Source organism: Pseudomonas sp. SK, from assembly GCF_012975065.1.
GTDB classification, from domain to species: Bacteria; Pseudomonadota; Gammaproteobacteria; order Pseudomonadales; family Pseudomonadaceae; genus Aquipseudomonas; species Aquipseudomonas anuradhapurensis.
Window position 1 is genome coordinate 3,545,869 of sequence record NZ_CP051857.1, and the last position, 23,951, is coordinate 3,569,819.

The window sequence follows — 23,951 nt, forward strand, 5'->3', positions numbered from 1 at the left end:
ACTGCCCGCCGGCCGCCATGGCGGGGCGCCGCATGGGGGCTTGGCCGGGGACGACTTTCACATAGCTGCAATTTGACCACGCATTGTCTTCTGTGACAAAGGCTTATGCTGTGTTTTTGCACAGGTGTGACAGCAAATGTAGCGGATGGTGCCTGTGCTTGGATGAATGTGTAGGAAATTGCCTTTTTTCATCGCCTGTGCCGGCCATTTCGTGGCCATGCCCCTTACCACCAGCCAGGTGCAAACCGTGATGGCTGCTGGGTTCCTGTGGGAGCGGGCGTGCCCGCGAAGAAGCCAAAGAGATTGACCCTGCTTGCCACCCAAGCCATGCTGCCTGCTCCCCTCCCCCACCGCACGATAGACCATGCTCACCTGGCTGACCCGCGACTCGCTGACCTTCCCACCCCTGGAAAAAGCCCTGCACGAGCCCAACGGCCTGCTGGCCGCCGGCGGCGACCTGAGCCCCGAGCGCCTGGTGCAGGCTTATCGTCATGGCTGCTTCCCCTGGTACCAGGACGGCCAGCCAATCCTCTGGTGGTCACCCGACCCGCGCACGGTACTGTTTCCGCACCAGCTGCACGTATCGCGGTCGCTGGCCAAGCTGCTGCGCCAGGGCCGCTTCCAGGTCAGCTTCGACACCGACTTCGCCGCCGTGATCGCCGCCTGCGCCGCCCCCCGCGACTACGCCGATGGCACTTGGATCACCGACACCATGCGCGCTGCCTACTGCGAACTGCACCGGCGCGGCATCGCCCATTCGGTGGAAGTGCGCCAGGACGGCGAACTGGTCGGCGGCCTGTACGGCCTGGCCATGGGCCAGCTGTTCTTCGGCGAGTCGATGTTCAGCCGCGCCGACAATGCTTCCAAGGTCGGCTTCGTGACCTTGGTCAACCACCTGCGCCAGGCCGGCTTCGTCCTCATCGATTGCCAGATGCCGACCAACCACCTGCACAGCCTGGGCGCCCAGGCCATCAGCCGCGCCGAGTTCGCCGGCTACCTGGCACGCCACCTCGACCAGCCCAACAGCGCTACCTGGGTTCCCTAGGCGAGTTCCCATAGCTGGCATACACTTAAAACAAAGTCTCACCGAGGGGGTTGATCATGACAGAGTTGGCGCGGTTGAAGTTCTATGCCACTCAACCCCACTCCTGCAGCTACCTGCCCGACGAACAGGCCACCACGCTGTTCCTCGACCCCAGCCAGCCGATGGACGTGCACGTGTACGCCGATTTGTCGGAGATGGGCTTTCGTCGCAGTGGCGACCACCTGTACCGCCCGCATTGCCAGAACTGCAATGCCTGCGTACCGGCACGCATCCCCGCGGCGCGCTTCATTCCCAACCGCCAGCAACGCCGCATCCTCAAGCGCAACGCCGACCTGACCGTGACCGCGGCACGCCCGGCGTTCAAGGAAGAGTACTTCGACCTGTACCGGCGCTATATCGAAACGCGCCATGCCGACGGGGACATGTACCCGCCCAGCCGCGACCAGTTTTCCACGTTTCTGGTACGCGACCTGCCGTTCTGCTGGTTCTACGAATTCCGCCTGGAAGGCCGCCTGATGGCGGTGGCCGTGTGCGACCTGCTGCCCAACGGCCTGTCGGCGGTGTACACCTTCTACGAGCCGGAAGAAGAACGCCGCAGCCTGGGCCGCTTCGCCATCCTCTGGCAGATCACCGAAGCCCTGCGCCAGGACCTGGAGGCGGTGTATCTGGGCTACTGGATCAAGAACTGCAAGAAAATGAACTACAAGACGCAATATCGGCCCATCGAACTGCTGATCAACCAACGCTGGGTCACCCTCAACTGAAAGGCATTGGCTTGACACACAATTTTCGGGCATAATCCACGCCACTTTTTTGCCCGGTGCGGTTATGCGTCGGGCCAACACTGGATCCGAGGGCTCTACTGCATGTCGAAAGAAGACAGCTTCGAAATGGAAGGTACTGTCGTCGACACCCTGCCCAACACCATGTTCCGCGTGGAGTTGGAAAACGGGCACGTCGTAACCGCGCACATCTCCGGAAAGATGCGCAAGAACTACATCCGTATTCTGACTGGCGACAAGGTCCGCGTCGAACTGACGCCGTACGACCTGAGCAAGGGCCGCATCACCTACCGTGCGCGCTAAGCTCAAGCCATGAAAAAGCCCGGCCATGTGCCGGGCTTTTTTGTGCCTATCGAAACCGCGTCGCGGCCATCGCGGCTGAAGCCGCTCCTACAGGCGAATCGCAACCTCCCGCAGGAGCGGCTTCAGCCGCGATGGACCGCAAAGCGGCCCCAGCGGTTCAAGCCACCTCAGCCGTGGTTTCGAAGTCGAACACCAGTTCGCCATCGCGCAGGTCGACGTGCACCACGCCGCCATGCTCGGCCAGCTCGCCAAACAGGATCTCCTCGGCCAATGGCCGCTTGATCTTGTCCTGGATCAGCCGCGCCATCGGCCGCGCGCCCATCTGCACGTCGTAGCCCGAGGCCGCCAGCCAGCCGCGCGCGGCATCGCTGACTTCCAGCAGCACCCGCTTGTCTTCCAGCTGCGCCTGCAGTTCGATAAGGAACTTGTCGACGATGCTCTTGATCGTCTCGTGGCTCAGGCGGCCGAACTGGATGATGGTGTCCAGGCGGTTGCGGAACTCCGGCGTGAAGCTCTTGCGGATGACTTCCATGGCATCGGACGCGTGGTCCTGGTGAGTGAAGCCAATCGAGGCCCGCGCGGCCGTTTCGGCACCGGCGTTGGTGGTCATGATCAGGATCACGTTACGGAAGTCGGCCTTGCGCCCGTTGTTGTCGGTCAGGGTACCGTGGTCCATCACCTGCAGCAGCAGGTTGAAGACTTCCGGGTGGGCCTTCTCGATTTCGTCGAGCAGCAATACGCAGTGCGGTTGCTTGGTGATTGCCTCGGTCAGCAAACCACCCTGGTCGAAGCCAACATAACCGGGCGGCGCACCGATCAGGCGCGACACGGTGTGGCGCTCCATGTATTCGGACATATCGAAGCGCACCAGCTCCACGCCCAGTGCCTTGGCCAGTTGCCGCGCTGCTTCGGTCTTGCCGACGCCGGTCGGGCCGGCGAACAGGAACGAACCGACCGGCTTGTCTGGCGACTTGAGGCCTGCGCGCGACAGCTTGATGGCGGTGGCCAGCGAATCGATGGCCGCATCCTGGCCGAACACGGTCAGTTTCAGGTCGCGCTCGAGGTTGCGCAGCAGCTCCTTGTCGGAACTGGTGACGTGTTTTGGCGGAATCCGCGCGATCTTGGCGACGATGTCCTCGACCTGCGGCACGTCGATACGCTTGACCCGGTTGGCTTCCGGTTGCAGGCGCTGGTAGGCACCGGCTTCGTCGATGACGTCGATGGCCTTGTCCGGCATGTGCCGGTCATTGATATAGCGCGACGCCAGTTCGGCGGCGGCGCGCAGGGCTTCGTCGCTGTACTCGATGTTGTGGTGGCTTTCGAAGCGCCCTTTCAGGCCACGCAGGATGCCTACGGTATCTTCCACCGATGGCTCGCTGACATCGACCTTCTGGAAGCGCCGCGCCAGGGCGCGGTCCTTCTCGAAGATGCCGCGGAATTCCTGGAACGTGGTCGAGCCGATGCAGCGGATTTCGCCCGACGACAGCAGCGGCTTGAGCAGGTTGGAGGCATCCATCACCCCGCCCGATGCCGCACCGGCACCGATGATGGTGTGGATCTCGTCGATGAACAGGATCGCCTGCGGGCGCTTGCGCAGCTCGCCGAGCAGCGCCTTGAAGCGCTTCTCGAAGTCGCCACGGTACTTGGTACCGGCCAGCAGCGCGCCCAGGTCGAGGGAATACACCACGCTCTGCGCCAGCAGGTCGGGCACCTGGCCATCGACGATACGCTTGGCCAGGCCTTCGGCGATGGCAGTCTTGCCCACGCCGGCTTCCCCCACCAGCAGCGGGTTGTTCTTGCGCCGGCGCGCCAGGATCTGCGCCACGCGCTCCACTTCCTGCTCGCGACCGACCAGCGGGTCGATACGGCCGGCACGGGCCAGCTCGTTCAGGTTGCTGGCATAGGCATCCAGCGGGTTGCTCGAAGAAGCGGTATCGCCGCCTTCATCGTCCTGCATTTCCTGGTCGTTTTCGGAATGCGAACCATGGCCCGGCACCTTGGAGATGCCGTGGGCGATGTAGTTGACCACGTCGATGCGGGCCACGCTCTGCTGCTTGAGCAGGAACACGGCCTGGCTTTCCTGTTCGCTGAAGATCGCTACCAGCACGTTGGCGCCGGTGACTTCACGCTTGCCGGAGCTTTGCACGTGGAACACGGCACGCTGCAGCACGCGCTGGAAGCCCAGGGTCGGCTGGGTTTCGCGGTCTTCGTCGTTGACCGGAATCAGTGGGGTGGTGGAATCGATGAACTCTTGCAGGTCGTGCTTGAGCTTGTCGAGATTGGCGCCACAGGCGCGCAGAACGGTCGCGGCAGCCTCATTGTCAAGGAGTGCCAGCAGCAGATGCTCGACGGTCATGAACTCATGACGCTTCGAACGGGCCTCCTTGAAGGCAAGATTGAGGGTGACTTCGAGCTCGCGGTTTAACATAGCTTCACCTCATACCCAAGTGGTCGGCTTTTAACCGTCCTTCTCGATTTCACAGAGTAGCGGATGCTGGCTTTCCCTGGCGTATTGGTTGACCTGCATAGCCTTTGTTTCGGCGATGTCACGGGTAAACAATCCGCACACTGCCCGCCCTTCGGTATGGACGGTCAGCATGATCTTGGTCGCCAGCTCGCGGTTCAGATTGAAGAACGTCTCGAGCACTTCGACGACGAAATCCATCGGCGTGTAGTCATCGTTGAACAAAACCACCTTGTACATCGGTGGCGCCTGCAGGATCGGCTTGGCTTCCTGAACCGCAAGACCTGAGCCGTCGTCCTCATTCGATTGCGGGCGATCCTGATTGAATGTTAGTCGAATCTCACTAGGTGCATGCATGGAAAGAATTTCATCATGAGCGACAGGTTAAGGTTGTGGGTTGACTGCAAAAGCCGCCACCGGAGCACGCGCCGCGTGACCTTGACTAACGGCAAAACGGTGTTACAAACAATAAGAACCCACCGTGGTCGATAAAGATCCGCGCAGTCAACCAGATTTTTCGCAAGGTTCGTATGCGGATGAAGTGGATGATACTCCAGTGATGGAGTCCTTTGCAGAGGGACATAGGGATGGCAAGCGGTAAAGTCAAGTGGTTCAACAATGCCAAGGGCTACGGGTTCATCAATGAAGAGGGCAAGAGCGAAGACTTGTTCGCTCATTATTCGGCCATCCAGATGGACGGTTACAAGACCCTGAAGGCCGGCCAGGCGGTGAGTTTCGAGATCGTCCAGGGCCCCAAAGGCCTGCACGCGGTGAATATCAGCAACAAAGCCCCCAGCCCCTCCGCCGCCAGCGCCCATTCCGCCGGCAGCCCTGCCGACGCCTGAGTGCCGCGGCGCCTGTCGGCAGGCAAGAAACCGGCCGCCTCCTTACGGAAGCGGCCGGTTTTGCGTTGCCTCACATATGCTTGATCATTTCATCGCCAAAGCCTGAACTGCTGACCAGGGTGGCGCCCTCCATCAACCGCTCGAAGTCGTAGGTCACCGTCTTGGCGGCAATCGCGCCGTTGGTGCCCTTGATGATCAGGTCGGCCGCTTCGGTCCAGCCCATGTGCCGCAGCATCATTTCTGCCGAGAGGATCACCGACCCTGGGTTGACCTTGTCCTGCCCGGCATACTTGGGCGCGGTGCCATGGGTAGCCTCGAACATGGCCACCGTGTCGGACAGGTTGGCCCCCGGCGCGATGCCGATGCCGCCCACCTCTGCCGCCAGGGCGTCGGACAGGTAGTCACCGTTGAGGTTGAGGGTGGCAATCACGTCGTACTCGGCCGGGCGCAACAGGATCTGCTGCAGCATGGCGTCGGCGATGGCGTCCTTGACGATGACCTCGCGGCCGCTCTTGGGGTTGCGGAACTTCATCCACGGGCCGCCGTCGAGCAATTCGGCACCGAACTCGTCACGCGCTACCTCGTAGCCCCAGTCCTTGAAGGCACCTTCGGTGAACTTCATGATGTTGCCCTTGTGCACCAGGGTCAGCGATTCGCGGTCGTTGTCCACCACGTACTGCAAGGCCTTGCGCACCAGGCGCCTGGTCCCCTCGCGGGACACCGGCTTGACGCCGATACCGCAGTCCTGGTCGAAGCGGATCTTGGTGACGCCCATTTCCTCCTTGAGGAACTTGATCACCTTGTTCGCCTCGGGCGAACCGGCCTTCCACTCGATGCCGGCATAGATGTCCTCGGAGTTCTCGCGGAAGATCACCATGTCGACGTCGCCAGGCTTCTTCACCGGGCTTGGCACGCCCTGGAACCACAGCACCGGGCGCAGGCACACGTACAGGTCGAGCTGCTGGCGCAAGGCCACGTTGAGCGAACGGATACCGCCGCCCACCGGCGTGGTCAGCGGCCCCTTGATCGACACCACGTAATCACGCACGGCATCGAGGGTTTCCTGCGGCAACCAGGTGTCCTGGTCGTACACCTGGGTGGCCTTCTCGCCAGCGTACACCTCCATCCAGGCGATCTTGCGCTTGCCGCCGTAGGCCTTCTGCACGGCGGCGTCGACCACCTTGATCATGACCGGCGAGACATCCACGCCGATGCCATCGCCTTCGATATAGGGAATGATCGGGTTGTCAGGCACGTTGAGCGAATGGTCGGCATTGACGGTGATCTTGGCGCCGTCGGTCGGAACCTTGATTTTCTGGTATCCCATGCTTGCACTACTCCGCTGTCGGGTATGTGTGTTTGGTCATCTGCGATCCAATGAGACTAAACCACATCTGCCGAGGTGCAAGGCATGCGACAACCGACCACATTGCGGGTACGTCTTTGGTCTTATAAATGGGCCGATATCACTTGGCCTTGCTGATTAGCCCGAATGGTTTGGTATACTGCGCCGCGACCGAAGGGTCATCGGGGCGATCCCTTGGAAAAATGCGGACCGCCCTCGGCCATGAACGGCCACTAAGCCTGGGCTGTTACCGCAGTTCAGCACTTGACGCTCGACTGATGCATCCACCATCACCGCTCGCAGCCTCTCGACTTTCCGCTCATGGCGCTGCCAGGGCGATGCGCCTACCCTGCGCACCACGAGACTCGAGCACGCTCAGCACACAGAGAGTTAACCCGCATGCCCACCCGTTCCAAGATCATCTATACCTTCACCGACGAAGCCCCCGCCCTCGCCACCTACTCGCTGCTGCCGATCATCGAAGCCTTCACCGCTTCGGCTGACATCGCCGTCGAAACCCGCGACATCTCCCTGGCTGGCCGTATCCTCGCCGCCTTCCCGGAGCAACTGGGCGCAGAGAAGCAAGTAGGCGATCACCTGGCGGAACTGGGCCAGCTGGCTACCACCCCCGAAGCCAACATCATCAAGCTGCCGAACATCAGCGCCTCGGTACCGCAGCTGAAAGCCGCGATCAAGGAACTGCAAGCCAAGGGCTACAACATCCCTGACTATGCCGACGAGCCGGCCACCGCGGAAGAGAAAGAATCCCGCGCCCGCTACGATCGCATCAAGGGCTCCGCCGTCAACCCGGTACTGCGCGAAGGCAACTCCGACCGCCGCGCACCGCTGTCGGTGAAGAACTACGCACGCAAGCACCCGCACAAGATGGGCGCCTGGGCTGCCGACTCCAAGTCGCACGTCGCCCACATGACCCAAGGCGACTTCTACGGCAGCGAGAAAGCCGCGCTGATCGAGGCCGACGACACCCTGCGCATCGAGCTGGTCGGTAAAGACGGCAGCACCACCGTGCTGAAGGAAAAGACCGCCGTCAAGGCAGCTGAAGTCATCGACTGCGCGACCATGAGCCGCAAGGCCCTGAAAGCCTTCATCGCCGAGCAGATCGCCGATGCCAAGGCCTCTGGCGTCCTGCTGTCGGTGCACCTGAAAGCCACCATGATGAAGGTCTCCGACCCGATCATGTTCGGCGTCATCGTCGAAGAGTTCTACGGCGACGTGCTGGCCAAGCACGCCGCTGCCCTTGCCGAAGTAGGCTTCAACGCCAACAACGGCATCGGCGACCTGTACGCCCGCATCAAGGACCTGCCAGTCGAGAAGCAGGCCGAGATCGAAGCCGACATCCAGGCCCTGTACGCCCAGCGTCCGGCCCTGGCCATGGTCAACTCCGACAAGGGTATCACCAACCTGCACGTGCCGAGCGACGTCATCGTCGACGCCTCGATGCCCGCCATGATCCGTGACTCGGGCAAGATGTGGAACGCCGCCGGCGAACTGCAGGACGCCAAGGCAATCATCCCGGACCGCTGCTACGCCGGTATCTACCAGGCCACCATCGAAGACTGCAAGGCCAACGGTGCCTTCGACCCGACCACCATGGGCAGCGTGCCGAACGTTGGCCTGATGGCACAGAAGGCCGAAGAGTACGGCTCCCACGACAAGACCTTCCAGATCAAGGCCGACGGCGTTGTCCGCGTGGTCGACAGCAAAGGCAAGGTGGTCCTCGAGCAGAACGTCGAAGCTGGTGACATCTTCCGCATGTGCCAGGTCAAGGACGCACCGATCCAGGACTGGGTCAAGCTGGCCGTCAACCGCGCCCGCCTGAGCAACACCCCGGCAGTGTTCTGGCTGGACCCGGCCCGTGCCCACGACGGCGTGATGATCGAGAAGGTGCAGAAGTACCTGAAGGACCACGACACCTCCGGCCTGGACATCCGCATCCTGGCCCCGGTCGACGCCATCAAGTTCTCCCTGGCCCGCATCCGCGAAGGCAAGGACACCATCTCGGTGACCGGCAACGTGCTGCGTGACTACCTGACCGACCTGTTCCCGATCATGGAACTGGGCACCAGCGCCAAGATGCTGTCGATCGTGCCGCTGATGAACGGCGGTGGCCTGTTCGAAACCGGCGCCGGCGGTTCGGCTCCGAAGCACGTGCAGCAGCTGGTGGAAGAGAACTTCCTGCGTTGGGACTCGCTGGGTGAATTCCTGGCCCTGGCCGCTTCCCTGGAGCACCTGGGCAACACCTACGACAACCCGCGCGCCAAAGTGCTGGCCAACACCCTGGACCAGGCTACCGGCAAGTTCCTCGACACCAACAAGTCGCCTTCGCGCAAAGTCGGTGGTATCGACAACCGTGGCAGCCACTTCTACCTGACCCTGTACTGGGCCCAAGCCCTGGCTGCGCAGACCGACGACGCTGCCCTGCAGGCGCGCTTCGCCCCACTGGCCAAGACCCTGACCGAGAACGAGGAGACCATCGTCGCCGAGCTCAACGCCGTTCAGGGCAAGCCGGCCGACATCGGTGGCTACTACGCCCCGGATGCCGAGCTGACCGCCAAGGTGATGCGCCCAAGCCAGACCCTGAACAGCGCCATTGCCGCCCTGTAAGGTTCGCTTGAAGTAACCGCACAAACCCCGGCCACGCACCGGGGTTTGTGCATTCTGGACCTTGGGGCTGCCTTGCAGCCCTTCGCGAGCACGCCCGCTCCCACAGGAAAAGTGCTTCCCGCCAGGCTGGCGCATCACTTGTGGGAGCGGGCGTGCCCGCGAAGGGCCGCACAGCGCCCCCTCAATCGACAAGGAAACAGCAATGACCTGGCAACCCCATATCACCGTCGCCACCATCGTCGAGCAAGACGGCAAGTTCCTCTTTGTCGAGGAATTCAAGGCAGGTGCGCACGTCTTCAACCAACCCGCCGGCCACCTCGAGCCCAACGAAACCTTGCCCCAGGCCGCCCTGCGCGAAACCCTCGAGGAAACCGCCTGGGAAGTCGAGCTGACCGGGGTGGTCGGCATCTACCTGTATACCGCGCCCAGCAACGGCGTGACCTACCAGCGCATCTGCTTCGCCGCCCGCCCCGTGCGCCACCACGCCGACCTGGCCCTGGACAGCGACATCGTCCGCGCCGTGTGGCTGACCCGCGAGCAACTGCTGGCCGACCCGGCCCGCTGGCGCAGCGAGCTGGTACCACGCTGCCTCGATGACTACCTGACAGGCCCGTTGCACAGTCTCGACCTGCTGCGCGACTGACGTGGCGCCGCGGGTTTGATAGAATCGGCGCTTTTCCCCCCTGATACACACCGGTAACCATGACCAGCCCAGCACTCAAAGACCCCGCCAAGACCCGCGTCATCGTCGGCATGTCCGGCGGCGTGGACTCTTCCGTCTCCGCCCTTCTGCTCATGGAGCAGGGCTACCAGGTGGAAGGGCTGTTCATGAAGAACTGGGAAGAAGACGACGGCACCGAATACTGCACTGCCCGTGAAGACCTGGCCGACGCCCAGGCCGTGTGCGACCGTATTGGCATCAAGCTGCACACTGCCAACTTCGCCGCCGAATACTGGGACAATGTGTTCGAGCATTTCCTCGAGGAATACAAGGCTGGCCGCACGCCCAACCCGGACATCCTCTGCAACCGCGAAATCAAGTTCAAGGCGTTCCTCGACTACGCCCTGTCGCTGGGTGCCGACCTGATCGCCACCGGCCACTACGTGCGCCGCCGCGACACCGGCGAACGCACCGAACTGCTCAAGGGCCTGGACCCGAACAAGGACCAGAGCTACTTCCTGCACGCCGTCGGCGGCAAGGAAATCGCCCGTACCCTGTTCCCGGTTGGCGAACTGGAAAAACCCGAAGTGCGCGCCATCGCCGAAAAGCACGGCCTGGCCACCGCCAAGAAAAAGGATTCCACCGGCATCTGCTTCATCGGCGAGCGCCGTTTCAGCGACTTCCTCAAGCAGTACCTGCCAGCCCAGCCGGGCAACATCGAAACCACCGACGGCGAAGTGATCGGCCGCCACCACGGCCTGATGTACCACACCATCGGCCAGCGCCAGGGCCTGGGTATCGGCGGCCTGAAGGATGCCGGTGACGAGCCGTGGTACGTGCTGCACAAGGACCTGGCGCGCAACGTGCTGGTGGTTGGCCAGGGCAACGACCACCCCTGGTTGTTCTCGCGGGCCCTGCTGGCCTCGGAAATCTTCTGGGTCAACCCCATCGACCTCGCCAGCCCACGCCAGCTCACCGCCAAGGTTCGCTACCGCCAGGGCGACCAGCGCTGCACCCTGGAGCGCAGCGCAAGCGGTTACCGCGCCGTGTTCGACGAACCGCAGCGCGCCGTCACGCCCGGCCAGTCGGTGGTGTTCTACGATGGTGAGGTGTGCCTGGGTGGTGGCGTGATCGAGACCGCCGAGCCGTGGAGCCCGCGCGCATGAGCAACCTGCAGGAGCAGCTGATCGCGCTGGGTGGCGTGTTCCAGGCCGCGGTGCTGGTGGACCGCATCGCCCGCACCGGGCAGGCCAGCGAGGCCAACATCGGTTGCATGCTGGGCAGCCTGCTGGTGCGTGACCCCAAGGACACCCTGGAGGTGTTCGGCGGCGACGACCTCAACCTGCGCGACGGCTACCGTGCGCTGGTCGGCGCCCTGGAACGCGACCCCAGCAGCCTGCAGCGCGAGCCGCTGCGCTATGCCCTGTCGATACTCGGCCTGGAGCGCCAGTTGAACAAGCGCGCCGACCTGCTCGACACCATCGGCAACCGCCTGCCGCAAATCCAGTCCCAGGCCGAGCACTTCGGCCTGGTTCACGAAAACGTCATCGCTTCCAGCGGAGCCTTGTACCAGGACACCCTGAGCACCTTGCGCCAGCGTATCCAGGTGCATGGCGACATGCGTTTCCTGCAGCAGGCCAGCAACGCCTCGAAGATCCGCGCCCTGCTGCTGGCCGGTATCCGCGCCGCCCGCCTGTGGCGCCAGCTGGGCGGCCACCGCTGGCAGCTGGTGTTCAGCCGGCGCAAGTTGCTCAACGAACTGTACGACATGATGCGTTCGCCCTCCTGACAGGCGACACCAAACCCTGTGGGAGCGGGTTCACCCGCGAATGCGATGTTGGCCTCACTGCCGCATTCGCGGGTAAACCCGCTCCCACAGGGATCGCATCAAGCACTTTTATAGGGCTGACCTTTGGTCAGCCACCCGACTCGGGCGCAAAATTCATGTATGATATGCGCCCTTCCAAAAGCCTGACTGTCCGAGAACACCCCATGCAGCTCTCTTCGCTCACTGCGGTTTCCCCTGTAGACGGCCGTTATGCCGGCAAAACCCAGGCCTTGCGCCCCATTTTCAGCGAATTCGGCCTGATCCGTTTCCGCGCCCTGGTCGAAGTGCGCTGGCTGCAGCGCCTGGCCGCCCACCCGCAGATCGGCGAAGTGCCGGCGTTCTCCGCCGAAGCCAACGCCCTGCTGGACAGCCTGGCCACCGATTTCAAGCTTGAGCACGCCGAACGCGTCAAGGAAATCGAGCGCACCACCAACCACGACGTCAAGGCGATCGAATACCTCCTCAAGGAGCAGGCCGCCAAGCTGCCTGAGCTGGCCAAGGTCAGCGAGTTCATCCACTTCGCCTGCACCAGCGAGGACATCAACAACCTGTCCCACGCCCTGATGCTGCGTGCCGGCCGCGACGACGTGCTGCTGCCGCTGATGCGCCAGATCGCCGACGCCATCCGCGCCCTCGCCCACGCCCATGCCGACGTGCCGATGCTGTCGCGCACCCACGGCCAGCCGGCATCGCCGACTACCCTGGGCAAAGAGCTGGCCAACGTGGTGTACCGCCTGGAGCGCCAGATCGCCCAGGTTGCCGCCGTGCCGCTGCTGGGCAAGATCAACGGTGCCGTGGGCAACTACAACGCCCACCTGTCGGCCTACTCGCAGATCGACTGGGAGCAGAACGCCCGCGCCTTCATCGAAGACGAGCTGGGCCTGCAGTTCAACCCGTACACCACCCAGATCGAGCCGCACGACTACATCGCCGAGCTGTTCGACGCCATCGCCCGCTTCAACACCATCCTGATCGACTTCGACCGTGACGTGTGGGGCTATATCTCGCTGGGCTACTTCAAGCAGAAGACCGTCGCCGGCGAAATCGGCTCGTCGACCATGCCGCACAAGGTCAACCCGATCGACTTCGAAAACTCCGAAGGCAACCTGGGCATCGCCAACGCGCTGTTCCAGCACCTGGCCAGCAAGCTGCCGATCTCGCGCTGGCAGCGTGACCTGACCGACTCCACCGTGCTGCGCAACCTGGGCGTGGGCTTTGCCCACAGCGTCATCGCCTACGAAGCCAGCCTGAAAGGCATCGGCAAGCTGGAAGTCAACGAAGCCCGCATCGCCGCCGACCTGGACGCCTGCTGGGAAGTGCTGGCCGAACCGATCCAGACCGTAATGCGCCGTTTCAACATCGAAAACCCCTACGAGAAGCTCAAGGAGCTGACCCGTGGCAAGGGCATTACCCCGGAAGCGCTGCTGACCTTCATCGATGGCCTGGACATGCCAGCCGAAGCCAAGGCCGAGCTCAAGCAGCTGACCCCGGCTACCTACATCGGCAACGCGGCAGCACAGGCCAAACGCATCTAAGCTGACCGTCGCGTTCAACGCCCGGCCTTGCCGGGCGTTTTTATTCGCGGACGAAAATGACATTTTTTCAATAGGTTGAACATGAATCCTGATACTCCACTGCAGCTGCTCGGCGGCATCTCGGCCCGCGAATTCATGCGCGACTACTGGCAGAAGAAGCCGCTGCTGGTGCGCCAGGCCTTCCCGGACTTCATCAGCCCGATCGACCCCGACGAGCTGGCCGGCCTGGCCCTGGAAGAGGAAGTCGAGTCGCGTATCGTGCTGGAACACGGGGCGCACCCGTGGGAGCTGCGCCGCGGCCCGTTCAACGAAGACACCTTTGCCGAGCTGCCGGAAAAGGACTGGACCCTGCTGGTGCAGGCCGTGGACCAGTTCGTCCCGGAAGTTGCCGAACTGCTGGAAAACTTCCGTTTCCTGCCGAGCTGGCGCATCGATGACGTGATGATCAGCTTCGCTGCCCCCGGTGGCAGTGTCGGCCCGCATTTCGACAACTACGACGTGTTCCTGCTGCAGGGGCATGGCCAGCGCAACTGGAAGATCGGCCAGATGTGCAACAGCGACAGCCCACTGCTGGAGCACGCCGACCTGCGCATCCTCGCCGCCTTCGAGCAGAGCGAAGAGTGGACCCTGGAGCCGGGCGACATGCTCTACCTGCCACCGCGCCTGGCCCACTACGGTGTGGCGGTGGACGACTGCCTGACCTACTCGGTCGGCTTCCGTGCCCCCAGCGCAGCCGAAGTGCTGACGCACTTCACCGACTTCCTCGGCCAGTTCCTGCCGGACGAAGAGCGTTACAGCGATGCCGACGCCCAGCCGGTCAGCGACCCGCACCAGATCCAGCACGACGCGCTCGACCGCCTCAAGGCCCTGCTCGACAAGCACATGAGCGACAAGGACCTGCTGCTGACCTGGTTCGGCCAGTTCATGACCGAGCCGCGCTACCCGGAACAGATCGTCGGTGAAGACCTCAGCGAAGAGGAACTGATCGACGCCCTTGAGCAAGGCGCCATCCTGATCCGCAACCCGAGCGCCCGCCTGGCCTGGTCCGAGTTCGAAGACGACCTGCTGCTGTTCGCCAGCGGCCGCAGCTGCCCGCTGCCGGGCAAGCTGCGCGAGCTGCTGAAGCTGGTCTGCGCCGCCGACGCGCTGCACATCGACAACCTGGCCGAGTGGCTGCAGGATGAAGACGGCCTGATGCTGGTACAGCAGCTGGTCAAACAAGGAAGCCTGGGATTCGCCAATGAATAAGATTCATGTGCGCCTCGCCGACTGGCACAAGGACAACGCCGACATCCGCCGTATCCGCGAAGCGGTGTTCATTGCCGAACAGCACGTACCACCGGAGCTCGAGTGGGACTCGGATGACCCGACCGCCGCGCACTTCCTGGCGCTGGAAGGCGACTACCCGATCGGCACCGCCCGCCTGCTGCCGGACGGCACCATTGGCCGGGTCTCGGTACTGAAGGACTGGCGTGGGCTGAAGGTGGGTGACGCGCTGATGAACGCAGTCATCGCCGAAGCGCAGAACCGCGACCTGAAGCAGCAGATGCTCAGCGCCCAGGTGCATGCCACGCCGTTCTACGAGCGGCTGGGCTTTCGCGTGGTCAGCGAGGAATTCCTCGAAGCCGGCATCCCGCACGTGGACATGGTGCGCGATTCGCGCGCCTGATGCTTGACCTGCACCGGCCTCTTCGCGGGCTTGCCCGCTCCCACAAGGCCCCCACAGATATTGAATATCTGTGCAGTACCTGTGGGAGCGGGCAAGCCCGCGAAGAGGCCGGCACAGCAAAACATATCTCCCCTGACAAAAACCTGTACATCCATCCAGATAAAACTTGCCTCCGCGCGCTCGCTTGCGCATCCTATCGCCCATCACTCCCGATGAAGCGTTCCCGGCCATGCGCCTGTTCCTCTGCGAAAAACCCTCCCAGGCCAAAGACATCGCCAAAGTGCTCGGCGCCAACCGCAAGGGCGACGGCTGCTGGCAAGGTACCGACGTCTGCGTGACCTGGTGCATCGGCCACCTGCTGGAAACCGCCCCGCCCGACAGCTACGACGAACGCTACAAGCGCTGGAACCTGGCCGACCTGCCGATCATTCCGGAACAATGGAAGATGCTGGTCAAGCCCAAGACCGCCAGCCAGTTCAAGGCGGTCAAGCGCCTGCTTGGCGAAGCGCGGGAGCTGGTGATCGCCACCGACGCCGACCGTGAGGGCGAGATGATTGCCCGTGAACTGGTCGAGCATTGCCGCTACCGCGGCCCGGTGCAGCGCCTGTGGTTGTCGGCACTGGACGACGCCTCCATCCGCAAGGCCCTGGCGCGTCTGCTGCCGGGCCACGAAACCTTCAACCTGTACCACTCGGCGCTGGGGCGCTCCCGCGCCGACTGGCTGATCGGCATGAACATGAGCCGGCTGTTCACCTTGCTGGGCCGCCAAGCCGGCTACCAGGGCGTGCTACCGGTGGGCCGGGTGCAAACACCAACCTTGCGCCTGGTGGTCGACCGCGACCGCAGCATCGCCGACTTCGTACCGGTGCCGTTCTGGGCCATCGACGTGCAACTGGAACATGCCGGCCAAGGCTTCAACGCCCAGTGGCGCGCGCCCGAAGACGCCTGTGACGACCAGGGCCGCTGCCTGAAACAGGACCTGGCACGGCAGGCCGCCGCCGACATCAACCAGGCCGGTAGCGCCCGGGCCGTAAAAGTGGCCACCGAGCGCGTACGCGAAGCCGCGCCACTGCCCTTCGACCTGGGCACCCTGCAGGAACTGTGCTCGAAAAAGTTCGGCCTCGGCGCCCAGGAAACCCTCGACATCGCCCAAGCCCTGTACGAAACCCACAAGCTGATCACCTACCCGCGCAGCGACTGTGGCTACCTGCCGCAAAGCCAGCACGGCGAGGCGCCGGCCATCCTCGCCGCCCTGCAACGGGCCGATGCCAGCCTGGCAGCGCTGCAGCCCCACCTGCAGCCGCAGCGCCGCTCGCGGGCCTGGAACGATGCCAAGGTCAGCGCCCACCACGGCATCATCCCGACCGCCGCCGCCAGCGACCCATCGCGCCTGCCGGCCAAGCACAAGGCGGTGTATACGCTGATCCGCGCCCGCTACCTGGCGCAGTTCCTGCCCAATCATGAATACGACCGTACCCAGGCCGACTTCGACTGCGCCGGCCATGCCCTGCGCGCGGTGGGCAAGCAGATCGTCGAACCCGGCTGGCGCCGCGCCCTGCCCGAGGCACTGACCCCGGCCAAAGGCCGCGAGGCGCCGCCGGCCCAGGTACTGCCAGCGCTGCGCGAGGGCCAGGACTGTGCAGTGCAAGGCCTGCAGCTGAAAGACCTGTGGACCCAGCCGCCCAAGCCGTTCACCGAAGGCGACCTGATCAAGGCGATGAAGAACGTGGCCAAGCTGGTGGATGACCCGCGGCTGAAACAGAAGCTCAAGGAAACCACCGGCATCGGCACCGAGGCGACCCGCGCCAGCATCATCCAGGGCCTGCTCGACCGTGGCTACCTGGTAAAAAACGGCAAGGCCCTGGCCGCCACGCCTGCGGCCTTCAGCCTGATCGACGCTGTGCCCCGCGCGATTGCCGACCCCGGCACCACGGCAATCTGGGAACAGGCGCTGGACATGGTGCAGAGCGGCGAAATGCCCCTGGAAGAGTTCGTCGCCCGCCAGTCGGCGTGGATGGGCAAGCTGGTGGAGCGCTGCAGTGGCATGCGCATCAGCATCAGCGGGCCGCCAGTGGGCAAGGCGGCGCCGTGGAAGAAGAAACGCCGCAGCGGTGGCGGCAAAGGCAAAAGCGCAGCTGGCTCGGCCAAGGCCAGCGAAGGCAAACCAAGGCAGGGCCGGCGCAAGACGGCGGCGAAATGAGCCGCCGCCTTGCCGGTTGCAGCCCCGCGCTCAGTTATTCATGTTGCTGCCAAAGCGCCGCGGCCGCCCCTGGCGCCCAATCCTCGGAGAGAGACTGGTGCGCTTGCCTGCAGCGCCAGTCAGCGCCGACATGGCTGACAAGGTCGCCACTGGCGTAACCCTGGTGCAGTCGCCAGGCAGGGTAATTACTTTTTCCGGCAGTCCTGACCGCAAGGTCGTTACTCGGAGCGGAAACCTTGCCCTCCCCGTCAACCGCCACGACCTGGTAAACATATAGGGTGTCCGGCTGCAGGCCGCCATCGGTATGTTCGGTCCTGTCACCGGCGATGGTGGCCACCTGCTGACCGTCACGATAGAGCTCGTAGCGATCGATCGGGCTCGCACCGCTCGAGGCCCCCCACATCAGGCGGATGCTGTCGACAGCCTGCCCCATCGAGTGCAGACTTTGCGGCGCGCTGGGCACGCCACCTTCACCCAGTGTACGCACGACGACGGGGGCTGAAGGCCTGGAGCGCGCACCCTTGCTGTCAACTGCGACGATGGAATAGTGGTAGGTCGCATCCGCCGTCACCTGGTCGTCATCCCAGTGCGTAATGGGGGCAGGCACGACGAACGTGTCGGTGCCATTACGGCTCAGCTGGTAGCACGCGATGGGGTGCGCACCACTCGATGGCTGCCAGCTCAAAGCAACCTTCTTGTCGGTTACCTCAGCGGCTTTCAGGCCCATCGGCACGCTCGGCCGGTCATCACCGTCGCCTGGCAGAAAGTCCAGATCGACCACGTGGTAGAAGGCGTTGCCGGTGTCGGCCACTTCCCACACCGCGAGCAATACGTGATAACCCTCGCGGGCGGGTAGCGGCAATGCGTGGGTGGTCGGATTGCTGGGTTTCATCTCTGCGTCATACGCCCAGTACGGCTGCAATTCGATCAGTTCCGTGTGGAAAGGCTCGGCCTCGAACTGATTGCGCGCCAGCACCTTGGTACTGTCCCAATCGGGTTTGGTGATGAAATAGTTAAAGCGACGCGTTCTATGATTGGCGGCAAAATACCAGGAGATGTCCAGGTTATCCCCGCTACGGACTTCGTGTTTGCTCCAGTGGTCGCCGGGCTGATCGAGCATCTTCCCGGTCGCCTGATTGGCACTGGCAATTTTGCCGTCCGGTGGCGGCAGCAGGTTTTTCGGGTCGTCCTTGGCGAATGGATCCGTCAGGCCAGCTTGCGTCTGCGGAAAGAACTTGCCTGCTTCGCGCTGATTCAGCGCACCTTCATCCAGCATGCCTGCTTGCCAGGCAAAGTAGGCCCGCGATGCGGGGGTAAACACATGGCCATGTCGTGGCGTGACAGGCCCGCGGAGCGAATTTTGTTCAGCTTGATTCATCGTTGGTTCCTTGAATGGATGGCCGTATTGGCCAAGGCCATTTGTAAGGATTGTCGATGCCCGGAGATACGCGTAGATCTGACAGGCGGGCAGTGTTTCCCGGATAACATGAAAATTTCCTGATATATTTTCATGAAAAACATCACAATAATTTTCATGAGGCTCCGGCATGTTCAAGCAGTCCGCCCAGCACATCGCCACGTACTACGCCCAGACCTACCCCGCCAGCATTCCACTGCACCCTAGCCTGCAAGGCCGCCACGACACCGAGGTGCTCATAATCGGCGCCGGCTTCAGCGGCCTCCACACCGCCCTGCGCCTGGCCTTGGCCGGCAAACGCGTAGCCCTGCTGGAAGCCAGCCGCGTGGCCTGGGCCGCGTCCGGGCGTAACGGTGGCCAGGCCTTGCTCGGTTGGTCGTGCGACATGCCACCCTTGGAAAAGGCCCTGGGCCTCGAACGCAGCCAACGCCTATGGGCCAGCATGTGCTGGGCCGCCGACGAAATGCGCGAACTACCGCAACGCCATGGCTTCGACATCGACTACCGGCCAGGCAGCCTGTGGGCCGCCGTGATGCCACGCCGGGTGAAAATGCTTGAACAGGCCTTGCACGAGGCTGAACACAAATGGGGCTATGACGCCCTGCGCCTGATCGGCCGTGACGAGCTGCCGCAATGGATCGACAGCCCGCGCTATCAGGCTGCGCTGCATGACGCCAAAGGTGCCCACCTCAACCCGCTGAAGCTGGCCCTGGGCCTGGCCGGCGCCATCGAGGCTGCGGGCGGGTGCATCTTCGAGCAAAGCCAGGTGCTGAGCTACGCGCCGAGTGGCGACGGCTACGTGGCACGCACCGGCGGCGGCGAGGTACGTTGCGACGTGCTGGTGCTGGCCTGCAATGCCTACATCGACCGGCTCGACCGTACCCTGTCGCGGCGTTTGTTGCCGGTCGGCTCCTACCAGGTCGCCACCGCGCCATTGGATGCCGACTTCGCCCAGTCGCTGCTGCCACGCAACAGCTGCGTGATCGACAACCAGTTCGTGCCCGACTACTTCCGCCTCACCCCGGACCACCGCCTGCTGTTCGGCGGTGGCTGCACCTACCTGGGTGGTATTCCCAGGGACGTCGCCAGCGCCACCCGCCCCTACCTGGAGCGGGTGTTCCCGCAATTGGCCGGGGTGGCCATCGATTACGCCTGGGGCGGCCATATCGACTGCAGCATGCAACGCACCCCGGACGTCGGCCGTGAGGGCCAGCGTTACTGGCTGCAAGGTTTTTCCGGGCATGGCGTGTTGCCTACCCTGGCCGCGGCGCGAGCGGTGAGTGACGCCATCCTCGGCGACGACGACCTGCTGGCACTGTACCAGGGCATCGACAATGGCCGCTTCCCAGGCGGCGACCTGCTGGCCGCCCCGCTGGAAGCCGCCGCCAAGGCCTGGTACCGCATGCGTGACCGCGTCTGAGGCATTTTCTGTCGCCTGTGCAGTCAGGGCTTGATCTGCGCCCATGCTCTGTGGGAGCGGGTTCACCCGCGAAGAAGCCTGCACAGGCGACACTAATTACCGATACCCGCCAAAATCCCTCCTATGCTCAATAGCTCCCTTTGGTGCCCGCACACAGGAGACACGACGATGAGCTATGTAACCACGAAGGACGGCGTACAGATCTTCTACAAGGACTGGGGCCCGCGCGATGCGCCGGTCATCCACTTCCATCACGGCTGGCCGCTGAGCGCCGATGACTGGGACGCGCAGATGCTGTTCTTCCTCGCCCAAGGTTACCGCGTGGTCGCCCACGACCGCCGTGGCCATGGCCGCTCCAGCCAGGTCTGGGACGGCCACGACATGGACCACTATGCCGACGATGTGGCGGCAGTGGTTGCCCACCTGGGTATCCAGGGCGCCGTGCATGTCGGCCATTCGACCGGTGGCGGCGAAGTGGTGCGCTACATGGCCCGCCACCCTGGCGACAAGGTCGCCAAGGCCGTGCTGATCGCCGCCGTACCGCCACTGATGGTGCAGACAGCCGCCAACCCGGGCGGCCTGCCCAAGTCGGTGTTCGACGGCTTCCAGGCCCAGGTCGCCAGCAACCGTGCGCAGTTCTACCGGGATGTGCCGGCTGGGCCGTTCTATGGCTACAACCGCCCCGGTGCCAAAGCCAGCGAAGGCATCATCGGCAACTGGTGGCGCCAGGGCATGATCGGCAGCGCCAAGGCCCATTTCGACGGCATCGTGGCGTTTTCCCAGACCGACTTCACCGAGGACCTGAAGGGCATCAGCCAGCCGGTGCTGGTGATGCATGGCGACGATGACCAGATCGTGCCGTATGAAAACGCCGGGTTGCTGTCGGCGCAACTGCTGCCCAATGGCACGCTCAAGACCTACAAAGGCTACCCACATGGCATGCCGACCACCCATGCCGATGTGATCAATGCCGATCTGCTGGCGTTTATCCGTAGCTGATGTGTTTGCCAGTAGCGGCCCCTTCGCGGATATGCCCGCGAAAGGGCCGGCACTGGCAACACACCTTCCCCAGGATTACCATGTCGCCCTTCTAGCGCGGCCCTTTGCCGCCCCCTTTGCCTCCTTGCCTGCCAACCCCCATGCCCTTCGAACTCACCGTAGAACCCCTCACCCTGCTGATCCTGGCGCTGGTCGCCTTCATCGCCGGTTTCATCGATGCCATCGCCGGCGGCGGCGGCCTGCTCACCACCCCCGCATTGCTCACCGCCGGCATGCCACCGCACCTGGTGCTGGGCACCAACAAGCTCAGCTCCACATTCGGCTCGGCGACGGCGGGTTTCACCTACTACAAGCGCAAGCTGTTCCACCCGGCGCAATGGCGCCCGGCATTGTTCGCCACCCTGACCGGGGCCCTGCTCGGCGCAGTGATCGCCCACTACATGCCGGCCGAATGGCTGAACAAGATGCTGCCGGTGATCGTCTTCGCCTGTGGCGTCTACCTGCTGTTCGGCGGCACGCCCAAGGCACCGCTCGATGCCGACGCCCCGATCAGGAAGAAATGGCAGCTGCCCCAAGGCTTCACCCTGGGCTTCTACGACGGCGTGGCCGGCCCGGGCACCGGGGCGTTCTGGACCGTCAGTACCCTGCTGCTGTACCCCATCGACCTGGTACGCGCCAGTGGTGTGGCGCGCAGCATGAACTTCGTCAGCAACATCGCGGCGCTGACGGTGTTCATCATTTCGGGGCAGGTGGACTATATCGTTGGCCTGTGCATGGGCCTGTCGGTGATGGTCGGCGCCTTCTTCGGTGCACGCACGGCGATCAGTGGCGGCAGCAAGTTCATCCGCCCGGTGTTCATCACCGTGGTGCTGGCCTTGACCGTGCGCCTAGCGTGGCAGCACTGGTTCGGCCAGGCCTGATGGGCTGTGATACCCCTGCTTACCCGCCCTATCTGCGCGAGAAATGTCCTCCGCCGTCGTTGCAGGACTTGGCAATGGAATGACCATTGCCTGCGCCCTGCGCCTAGTCGGAGAACATTTCTCACTGCAGCTAGGACGGGAAAGCAGGGATATCACAGCCCAGCCGCCGTGCAACGTAGAGATCGATCAGGTAGCGGGCGATGGAGCGCCCGGCCGGCAGCGGCGGCAGGTCGTGGACGCTGAACCACCTGGCATCCTCGATTTCGTCCGGCTGCATGACGATATCGCCCCCGGCGTATTCGGCATGGAAGCCCAGCATCATCGAATGCGGGAACGGCCAGCACTGGCTGCCCACGTACTGGATGTTCTGCACCTCCACCGCCACTTCCTCACGCACTTCGCGCACCAGGCAATCCTCCGCCGACTCACCCGGTTCGGCGAAGCCTGCCAGGGTGCTGTACACCCCGCTGACAAAGCGCGGCGAGCGCGCCAGCAGGATCTCGTCACCACGGGTCACCAGCACGATCATGCTCGGCGAAATGCGCGGGTAGCTGCGCAGGTCGCAGGGCTGGCAGTACATCGCCCGCTCCCAGCGGATCTGCGTCATCGCCTGGCCGCAGCTGCCGCAGAAGCGGTGCTCACGCGCCCAGGTGCCGATCTGGGCGGCGTAGCCCAGCACCTTGTAGGTGTCGAAGTCGCCTTCGAGCATGAACGCACGCAGGCCACGCCAGGCACAGCCGGGCACCTCGGTGGCGCGGCGCAGCTCCAGCAGGAACACCGGCTGGCCATCGAAATGGCCGATGCCGTGCTCGCCGAGCACATCCAGGTCCTGGCGCTTGAGCCAGTCGCGGGAGAACAGCGCGCCGTTGGCGTCCACCAGGAACCCTTCCGGGCTGCGGGCCACGGCCAGGCCCCCGGTGATCTGCGGGTCGAGTACTGCGGTAGTCCAGCGTGCTGACATGTCGGGGGGTCCTTTACTGCGCGTCCCCCGGCCTGATCAGTCGGCGAACGTCGGTTTCTGTTTGCTCATGTGCGCCGCCACGGCCACGCGCAGGTCTTCGGACTGCAGCATCGCGGCGTTCCAGGTGGCGATGTATTCCAGGCCATCGTCAATGCGATGGTCACGCATGTAGCTGAGCATTTGCTTGGTGCCGGCCACGGCAATCGGTGATTTTGCGGCAATCTCGCGGGCAATGGCAAAGACCCCGTCCAGCAGCGCAGCCTGATCATCATAGACCCGGTTGACCAGGCCGATGCGCAGCGCCTCTGCGGCCTCGACATTGCGCCCGGTGAAGGCCAGCTCACGCATCATGCCGTCACCGATGATACGAGGCAAACGTTGCAGTGTGCCGACATCGGCAGCCATACCCATGTCGATCTCCTTGATCGAGAATTGCGCGTCGTTGCTGCAGTAACGCATGTCGCAGGCCGCGATGAGGTCGATGGCACCGCCGATGCAGTAGCCCTGCACGGCGGCCAGCACCGGTTTGCGGCACTTGTCCACGGCATTGAACGAGGCCTGCAGGCGCAGGATGGTGCTGCGCAGGAAGCGCGCGTTGCGCCCCACATCCTTGCCCATCTGGCCCGCCAGCGAGGCCAGCATCATCAGGTCGATGCCGGCGGAAAAATGCTTGCCGGCGCCGCTGAGCACCACTACCCGCACCGCGTCGGTATCGTCGACCCACTGGAAGATGTCGATGATCTCTGCCCAGAAGGCGGCGTTCATCGCATTGACCTTCTCCGGGCGGTTGATTTGCACGTGGGCAATGTTGTCGGTCAGTTCGACCTTGAATGCGCTGTACTCGGTCACGGGCGGCACTCCTGGGAGTAAAAGGTTCATGCCACGGATGGTAACCCAGCCCGATGGCCGCGCTTGTGCCAAAAACGGGACTG

The 23,951-nt window shown here is 63.7% G+C and carries 21 protein-coding genes; 15 read left to right on the plus strand and 6 right to left on the minus strand.

Going from position 1 to position 23,951, the window contains the following annotated elements:
• Window positions 1-364: 364 nt before the first annotated feature.
• From aat to infA, 3 genes are all read left to right on the plus strand, one after another.
• Window positions 365-1,045: a leucyl/phenylalanyl-tRNA--protein transferase gene (aat, locus tag HG549_RS16515; RefSeq protein WP_170030560.1), complete on the plus strand. Its 681-nt coding sequence runs from the start codon at window positions 365-367 to the stop codon at window positions 1,043-1,045.
• 56 nt (window positions 1,046-1,101) lie between these two features.
• Window positions 1,102-1,809: an arginyltransferase gene (locus HG549_RS16520; protein ID WP_170030562.1), complete on the plus strand. Its 708-nt coding sequence runs from the start codon at window positions 1,102-1,104 to the stop codon at window positions 1,807-1,809.
• Between the two features lie 102 nt (window positions 1,810-1,911).
• Complete coding sequence (infA, locus tag HG549_RS16525) at window positions 1,912-2,130, plus strand: translation initiation factor IF-1 (RefSeq protein WP_002553999.1); 219 nt, start codon at window positions 1,912-1,914, stop codon at window positions 2,128-2,130.
• 157 nt (window positions 2,131-2,287) lie between these two features.
• Here infA and clpA read toward each other — a convergent pair whose 3' ends face one another.
• Window positions 2,288-4,558, minus strand: a complete 2,271-nt coding sequence (gene clpA, locus HG549_RS16530; RefSeq protein ID WP_170030564.1) for an ATP-dependent Clp protease ATP-binding subunit ClpA — start codon at window positions 4,556-4,558, stop codon at window positions 2,288-2,290.
• Between the two features lie 30 nt (window positions 4,559-4,588).
• The gene (gene clpS, locus HG549_RS16535) at window positions 4,589-4,951 is read right to left on the minus strand and encodes an ATP-dependent Clp protease adapter ClpS (protein WP_013973290.1); all 363 of its coding nucleotides are present in this window, start codon (window positions 4,949-4,951) and stop codon (window positions 4,589-4,591) included.
• Window positions 4,952-5,181: 230 nt separating this feature from the next.
• Between clpS and cspD the strand changes: the two genes are divergently transcribed.
• The gene (cspD, locus tag HG549_RS16540; RefSeq protein ID WP_170030566.1) at window positions 5,182-5,439 is read left to right on the plus strand and encodes a cold shock domain-containing protein CspD; all 258 of its coding nucleotides are present in this window, start codon (window positions 5,182-5,184) and stop codon (window positions 5,437-5,439) included.
• A 70-nt stretch (window positions 5,440-5,509) separates the two neighbouring features.
• Here cspD and icd read toward each other — a convergent pair whose 3' ends face one another.
• Window positions 5,510-6,766 carry an NADP-dependent isocitrate dehydrogenase gene (icd, locus tag HG549_RS16545; RefSeq protein ID WP_170030568.1) on the minus strand — a complete coding sequence of 419 codons (1,257 nt, stop codon included), beginning with the start codon at window positions 6,764-6,766 and terminating at the stop codon, window positions 5,510-5,512.
• A 417-nt stretch (window positions 6,767-7,183) separates the two neighbouring features.
• Between icd and HG549_RS16550 the strand changes: the two genes are divergently transcribed.
• The 8 genes from HG549_RS16550 (at window position 7,184) to HG549_RS16585 (ending at window position 17,302) form a co-directional block, all read left to right on the plus strand.
• Window positions 7,184-9,409: an NADP-dependent isocitrate dehydrogenase gene (locus tag HG549_RS16550; RefSeq protein ID WP_170030570.1), complete on the plus strand. Its 2,226-nt coding sequence runs from the start codon at window positions 7,184-7,186 to the stop codon at window positions 9,407-9,409.
• Window positions 9,410-9,611: 202 nt separating this feature from the next.
• Window positions 9,612-10,052 (plus strand): NUDIX hydrolase, encoded by a 441-nt coding sequence (locus HG549_RS16555; RefSeq protein WP_170030572.1) that lies wholly within the window; start codon window positions 9,612-9,614, stop codon window positions 10,050-10,052.
• A gap of 59 nt (window positions 10,053-10,111) precedes the next feature.
• Window positions 10,112-11,236: a tRNA 2-thiouridine(34) synthase MnmA gene (gene mnmA / locus HG549_RS16560; RefSeq protein ID WP_170030574.1), complete on the plus strand. Its 1,125-nt coding sequence runs from the start codon at window positions 10,112-10,114 to the stop codon at window positions 11,234-11,236.
• Window positions 11,233-11,859, plus strand: coding sequence for a high frequency lysogenization protein HflD (hflD, locus tag HG549_RS16565; protein ID WP_170030576.1), 627 nt, complete (start codon window positions 11,233-11,235; stop codon window positions 11,857-11,859). Before mnmA ends, hflD begins: the two co-directional genes overlap by 4 nt.
• 203 nt (window positions 11,860-12,062) lie before the next feature.
• The gene (purB, locus tag HG549_RS16570; RefSeq protein ID WP_170030578.1) at window positions 12,063-13,433 is read left to right on the plus strand and encodes an adenylosuccinate lyase; all 1,371 of its coding nucleotides are present in this window, start codon (window positions 12,063-12,065) and stop codon (window positions 13,431-13,433) included.
• Window positions 13,434-13,514: 81 nt separating this feature from the next.
• Complete coding sequence (locus HG549_RS16575) at window positions 13,515-14,681, plus strand: cupin domain-containing protein (protein ID WP_170030580.1); 1,167 nt, start codon at window positions 13,515-13,517, stop codon at window positions 14,679-14,681.
• Window positions 14,674-15,102, plus strand: a complete 429-nt coding sequence (locus tag HG549_RS16580; RefSeq protein ID WP_170030582.1) for a GNAT family N-acetyltransferase — start codon at window positions 14,674-14,676, stop codon at window positions 15,100-15,102. The genes HG549_RS16575 and HG549_RS16580 overlap by 8 nt, the downstream gene beginning before the upstream one ends.
• Window positions 15,103-15,331: 229 nt before the next feature.
• The gene (locus HG549_RS16585; RefSeq protein ID WP_170030584.1) at window positions 15,332-17,302 is read left to right on the plus strand and encodes a DNA topoisomerase III; all 1,971 of its coding nucleotides are present in this window, start codon (window positions 15,332-15,334) and stop codon (window positions 17,300-17,302) included.
• Window positions 17,303-17,336: 34 nt separating this feature from the next.
• Here HG549_RS16585 and HG549_RS16590 read toward each other — a convergent pair whose 3' ends face one another.
• Window positions 17,337-18,680 carry a lytic polysaccharide monooxygenase gene (locus tag HG549_RS16590; RefSeq protein ID WP_170030586.1) on the minus strand — a complete coding sequence of 448 codons (1,344 nt, stop codon included), beginning with the start codon at window positions 18,678-18,680 and terminating at the stop codon, window positions 17,337-17,339.
• 169 nt (window positions 18,681-18,849) lie between these two features.
• Here HG549_RS16590 and HG549_RS16595 point away from each other — a divergent pair, with 169 nt between their 5' ends.
• The 3 genes from HG549_RS16595 to HG549_RS16605 all read left to right on the plus strand — a co-directional run bounded on the left by HG549_RS16595 (window position 18,850) and on the right by HG549_RS16605 (window position 22,058).
• Entirely contained in the window at window positions 18,850-20,139 is a 1,290-nt protein-coding gene (locus tag HG549_RS16595) for an FAD-binding oxidoreductase (protein ID WP_170030588.1), read from the plus strand.
• 168 nt (window positions 20,140-20,307) lie between these two features.
• Window positions 20,308-21,138, plus strand: coding sequence for an alpha/beta fold hydrolase (locus HG549_RS16600; RefSeq protein ID WP_170030590.1), 831 nt, complete (start codon window positions 20,308-20,310; stop codon window positions 21,136-21,138).
• Between the two features lie 140 nt (window positions 21,139-21,278).
• Window positions 21,279-22,058: a TSUP family transporter gene (locus HG549_RS16605; protein WP_170030592.1), complete on the plus strand. Its 780-nt coding sequence runs from the start codon at window positions 21,279-21,281 to the stop codon at window positions 22,056-22,058.
• A gap of 130 nt (window positions 22,059-22,188) precedes the next feature.
• Here the strand turns inward: HG549_RS16605 and nudC are convergent, their stop codons facing one another.
• Window positions 22,189-23,019: an NAD(+) diphosphatase gene (nudC, locus tag HG549_RS16610; RefSeq protein ID WP_170030594.1), complete on the minus strand. Its 831-nt coding sequence runs from the start codon at window positions 23,017-23,019 to the stop codon at window positions 22,189-22,191.
• 36 nt (window positions 23,020-23,055) lie between these two features.
• Window positions 23,056-23,868, minus strand: a complete 813-nt coding sequence (locus tag HG549_RS16615; protein ID WP_170030596.1) for a crotonase/enoyl-CoA hydratase family protein — start codon at window positions 23,866-23,868, stop codon at window positions 23,056-23,058.
• Window positions 23,869-23,951: the final 83 nt, after the last annotated feature.